This is a genomic window from Kocuria sp. CCUG 69068 (assembly GCF_020833785.1).
GTDB lineage: Bacteria > Actinomycetota > Actinomycetes > Actinomycetales > Micrococcaceae > Kocuria > Kocuria rosea.
The window spans coordinates 1-5,502 of sequence record NZ_PDDL01000160.1 but is presented as its reverse complement, the minus strand read 5'-3'; the positions used below and the strand labels follow the sequence as shown (position 1 = coordinate 5,502).

General features: G+C 73.2%; 3 protein-coding genes. All 3 read left to right on the top strand.

Features of this window, described 5'->3' with window-relative positions:
* Nucleotides 1-947, top strand: a 947-nt coding sequence (locus CRM73_RS17955; protein ID WP_229588663.1) for a hypothetical protein, incomplete at its 5' end; no start/stop codon positions are given.
* A gap of 102 nt (nt 948-1,049) precedes the next feature.
* Nucleotides 1,050-4,427: a formate dehydrogenase gene (gene fdh / locus CRM73_RS17950; protein ID WP_229588662.1), complete on the top strand. Its 3,378-nt coding sequence runs from the start codon at nt 1,050-1,052 to the stop codon at nt 4,425-4,427.
* Nucleotides 4,427-5,431: a 4Fe-4S dicluster domain-containing protein gene (locus tag CRM73_RS17945; RefSeq protein WP_035923449.1), complete on the top strand. Its 1,005-nt coding sequence runs from the start codon at nt 4,427-4,429 to the stop codon at nt 5,429-5,431. Before fdh ends, CRM73_RS17945 begins: the two co-directional genes overlap by 1 nt.
* Nucleotides 5,432-5,502 lie beyond the last annotated feature (71 nt).

The following is a 5,502-nucleotide window of genomic DNA, read 5'->3' as shown; positions in this document are numbered from 1 at the left end:
CCGGCCTGGTGGTGCGGGCCCTGCTCATCGCCGCCGCCGGGCTGGCGATCAACCAGGTCATGCCGTCCCCGGCGCCCGCGCTGGGCATCCTCGTCTACTACGGCGCGTTCTTCCTGCTCGCCGTCCCGCTGCTGGGCCTGCGGCGCCGCACGCTGGCCGCCGTCGCGGCGCTCGCCGCGGTCCTGGGCCCCGTGCTCGTGCACGTCCTCGGCCCCGCCCTGCCCCAGGCCGGGGCCGTCAACCCCACCCTCGGCAGCGCGCTCGCGGACCCGGGCGCCACCCTGGCCCAGGTGCTGCTGACCGGGACCTACCCGGCCGTGCCCTACCTGACGTACCTCTGCGCCGGTCTGCTCCTCGGCCGGACCGACCTGCACGAGATCGTGGTGCGGGTCCGGATCGCTGTGGCCGGCGTGGTCCTGGCGCTCGGGGCCTGGTTCGTCTACTGGGTGCTGGTCCTGCAGGCCGGCGGCTACGACCAGCTGCTGCGGCACACCCCGTGGCTGAGCGAGGACCAGGTCGACGAGATCCTCGTCTGGGGCCCGAGCCCGGACCTGCCCACCTCCACGTGGTGGTGGCTGCTCACCCCCGGACCGCACAGCAACACCCCGGTGACGCTGCTCATGGACCTGGGCACCGGCCTGGCCGTGCTGGGGCTCTTCCTGCTCGTCGCGCGCCCGAACCGGCTGTGGACCACCCTGGGCGCCATGGGGGCCCGCACCCTGACCCTGTACTCGGCCCACCTGCTCGCCCTGGCCACGACGCTCCACTACGAGGACCGCGTGCTCTGGTTCGCCGTGCACGTGGCCGTGGCCGCCGGCTTCGCCGTGCTCTGGCAGGCGACGTTCGGTCAGGGACCGCTCGAGCGGGTGATCGCGGCCGCCGTCCGGGGCACCCGCCGCCTGGTCCTGGGCACCCCTTCCCGGACGGCGGAGTCCCCGCGGGCCTAGCGGAGTCCCCACGGGACCAGCGGGTTCCGCGCGCCGGCGGCGCCTGCGTCCGCGCCGCCCGCCGGCGTGGCTCCTGACACACCGGCGGGCTATGCTCCTGACATGTCACGATTCAGTCCCCTGGAGTGGCCGGTCCTCCGGCAGATCCGTTCGGGCGACCTGCTCGGTCGCGGACCGGCGGTGACCTCGGAGCGCACCCGGACGACGAGCCCGCGCACGACCACCGCGGACCGGGTCGTGCAGAGCGTCTGCCCGTACTGCGCGGTCGGCTGCGGCCAGCGGGTGTACGTCAAGGACGAGAAGGTCGTCCAGATCGAGGGCGACCCGGACTCGCCGATCTCCCGCGGACGCCTGTGCCCCAAGGGCGCGGCCAGCGAGCAGCTGGTCAACGCCCCCGGCCGGCAGACCGAGGTGCTCTACCGTGCGCCCCGGGCCACCGAGTGGCAGCGGCTGGACCTCGGCACCGCCCTCGAGATGGTGGCCGACCGCGTCCTCGAGGCCCGCCGCAACGGCTGGCAGGACGCCGACGAGCAGGGCCGTCCGCTGCGCCGCACGATGGGCTTCGCCGCCCTGGGCGGCGCCACGCTGGACAACGAGGAGAACTACCTCATCAAGAAGCTCTTCACCGCCGCGGGAGCGATCCAGATCGAGAACCAGGCCCGTATTTGACACTCCGCCACGGTTCCCGGTCTGGGAGCCTCGTTCGGACGTGGCGGTGCCACGCAGTCCCTGCAGGACATGGCCAACGCCGACTGCATCGTCATCCAGGGCTCCAACATGGCCGAGTGCCACCCCGTGGGCTACCAGTGGGTGACGGAGGCCAAGGCGCGCGGCGCCCGGGTCATCCACGTCGACCCGCGCTTCACCCGCACCTCGGCGGTCGCTGACAAGCACGTCCCGATCCGGGCCGGCTCGGACATCGTCCTGCTCGGCGCCCTGGTCAACCACGTGCTCACCCACGACCTGTGGTTCGAGGAGTACGTGCGCGCCTACACCAACGCCGCCACGCTGGTGAACGAGGACTACCGCGACGCCGAGGACCTCGACGGGCTGTTCTCCGGGTTCGACCCGGAGACCGGCCAGTACGACATGTCCACCTGGGCCTACGCCGAGAACGAGGGCGGCGCCGGGGAGCACGACGGCCGGGTGGACGCACCCGCGGGCGACCCCGACCACGGCGCCGAGGAGGGGGCGGAGGCCGTGGACGAGGCCGCCGGCCAGCAGCTCGGCAGCGGCGGCGCCCCGATGGAGCACGCCCGCATGCAGCGCGACGAGACCCTGCAGGACCCCCGGACGGTGTTCCAGATCCTCAAGCGGCACTACGCGCGCTACACCCCCGAGATGGTGCAGGAGGTGTGCGGCGTCTCCCCCGAGGACTTCGCGTACCTGGCCCGCTCCATCACGGAGAACTCCGGGCGGGAGCGGACCACGTGCTTCGCCTACGCCGTGGGCTGGACCCAGCACAGCCTGGGCGCGCAGTACATCCGCACCGCGTCCATCCTGCAGCTGCTGCTGGGCAACATGGGCCGCCCCGGCGGCGGGATCATGGCCCTGCGCGGGCACGCCAGCATCCAGGGCTCGACCGACATCCCCACGCTGTTCAACCTGCTGCCCGGCTACCTGCCCATGCCGGTGGCCGGCACCCACGACACGTTCGACGACTACCTGGCCGCGATCGCGTCGAAGAAGCAGAAGGGCTACTGGGCCGAGGCCGACGCCTACACGACGAGCCTGCTCAAGGCCTGGTGGGGGGACGCCGCCACCGCGGACAACGACTGGGCCTACGACTACCTCCCGCGCCTCACCGGCGCGCACGGCACCTTCCAGACGCTGACGAAGATGCTCGACGACGAGGTGGAGGGCTACTTCCTGCTCGGCCAGAACCCCGCGGTGGGCTCCTCCAACGGCCGGATGCAGCGGATGGCCATGTCCCACCTCAAGTGGCTGGTGGTCCGGGACCTCAACCTCATCGAGTCGGCGACCTGGTGGAAGGACGGCCCGGAGATCGCCTCGGGCGAGCTGCGCACCGAGGACATCGAGACCGAGGTGTTCTTCCTGCCCGCGGCCACGCACGTGGAGAAGTCGGGCACCTTCACCCAGACCCAGCGGCTGCTGCAGTGGCGCCACCAGGCCGTGGCCCCGCCGGGCGAGTGCCAGAGCGAGCTGCAGTTCTTCTTCGAGCTGGGCCGGCGGATCCGGGAGCGGCTGGCCGGGTCCGGGGACGAGCGCGACCGCCCGCTGCTCGACCTCACCTGGGACTACCCCGTCGACGAGCACGGCGAGCCGGACCCCGAGGCGGTGCTCGCCGAGATCAACGGCCGGCACCTCACCGGCCCGGACGCCGGGAAGCCGCTGTCCTCGTACACCGAGATGCGGGCGGACGGCTCGACCTCCGGCGGCTGCTGGATCTACACCGGGGTCTACGCCGACGGCGTCAACCGTGCCGCCGCCCGCAGACCCGGCGGGGAACAGGGCCCCGCCGCGCTCGAGTGGGGCTGGGCGTGGCCGGCCAACCGTCGGCTGCTCTACAACCGCGCCTCGGCGGACCCGGAGGGCCGGCCCTGGAGCGAGCGCAAGAAGCTCGTGTGGTGGGACGAGGAGCAGGACCAGTGGGTCGGGGACGACGTGCCCGACTTCCCGCTCCACCTCGCCCCGGGCACCCGCCCCGACCCCGACTCCGGGGGCGCGGCCGCGCTCGCCGGCGACGACCCGTTCATCATGCAGGCCGACGGCAAGGGCTGGCTGTACGCGCCCAAGGGCGTGCTGGACGGGCCGCTGCCCACGCACTACGAGCCGCAGGAGTCGCCGGTCGCCAACGCCCTGTACACCCAGCAGCGCAACCCCTCCCGGGTGCTGTTCGCCCGCCAGGACAACCTCACCGCCCCGAGCGCCGGGGAGCCGGGGGCGGACGTGTACCCCTACGTGTTCACCACGTACCGGCTCACCGAGCACCACACCGCCGGCGGCATGAGCCGGTGGCTGCCGTACCTCTCGGAGCTGCAGCCGGAGATGTTCTGCGAGGTCTCCCCCGAGCTCGCCGCCGAGTGCGGGCTGGAGCCGTACGGCTGGGCCACGATCGTCTCGCCCCGGGCGGCGATCGAGGTGCGGGTGCTCGTCACCGAGCGGATGACCCCGCTCGTGGTGCGCGGGCACACCGTGCACCAGATCGGCCTCCCGTACCACTGGGGCGTGGGCGACGACGCCGTGGTCAGCGGCGACTCCGCCAACGACCTGCTGGGCCTGACCCTCGAGCCCAACGTGCAGATCCAGGACTCCAAGGTGGGCTCGTGCCACATCCGCCCGGGCCGCCGGCCGCGGGGTCCCGAGCTGCTCGACCTGGTCCTGGAGTACCAGCAGCGCGCGGGCGCCACCGTGGAGACCGGCAACACCCGGATCGACGTCCCCGGCACCGACCGGAGCACCGATCCGGGCACCGACCCGACCACCGACCCGACCACCGACCCGATGAGGGAGCACTGATGGGCCAGCTGGCCGGACCGACCGATCCCACGGCCGACGCGCACTGGGAGCACGCGCACGCGCGGAAGGGCTTCTTCACGGACACCTCGATCTGCATCGGGTGCAAGGCCTGCGAGGTGGCCTGCAAGGAGTGGAACCAGAACCCCCAGGACGGGGACCTCGAGCTGCTCGAGTCCTCCTACGACAACACCGGCGCCCTGGGTGCCAGCACCTGGCGGCACGTGGCGTTCGTCGAACAGGACAGCGAGCGGATCGAGGAGGCCCGCGAGTCCGGGCGCAAGCTCGTGAGCCTTGGCATGCCGCGCGTCGGCCCGCCCGAGGCGCGCCCGCAGCCGGCCGCCGGGGACACCACCCCGCCGAACACCGAGGAGTTCCGCTGGCTGATGTCCTCGGACGTCTGCAAGCACTGCACGCACGCCGGGTGCCTCGACGTGTGCCCCACCGGGGCGCTGTTCCGCACCGAGCACGGCACCGTGGTGGTCCAGGACGACGTGTGCAACGGGTGCGGCACCTGCGTGGCCGGCTGCCCGTTCGGCGTGATCGAGCGGCGCACCGACGGCACGGCCGCCCCGCGCACGGAGCGGGACGGGCAGCCGGGCAAGCCGGACAAGCCTGCGGTGAAGAACGTGGGCGTCGCCCAGAAGTGCACCCTGTGCTACGACCGCATGGTGGACGACCAGACGCCCGCGTGCGCGCAGACGTGCCCCACCACGTCCATCAAGTACGGCGAGCACGACGACATGGTCGAGACGGCCCGGCACCGGGTCGCCGAGCTGCACGCCCAGGGGCGCACCGAGGCGCGGCTCTACGGCGCGAACGAGCTGGACGGCGTGGGCGGCACCGGCTCGGTGTTCCTGCTGCTCGACGAGCCGGAGGTCTACGGGCTCCCGCCCGACCCGCGGGTGCCGACCGCGGACCTGCCCCGGATGTACCAGCGGGCCGGACTGGCCGCGGCGGGCATGCTCGCCGCCGCCGCCCTGGCCTTCGCGGGGGGCCGCTCGTGAGCCTGTCCGAGTTCGACGGCTACCGTCCGCCCGAGCCGCCGCGCCGCCGGCGGCGGGACGGCCCGCGCCGC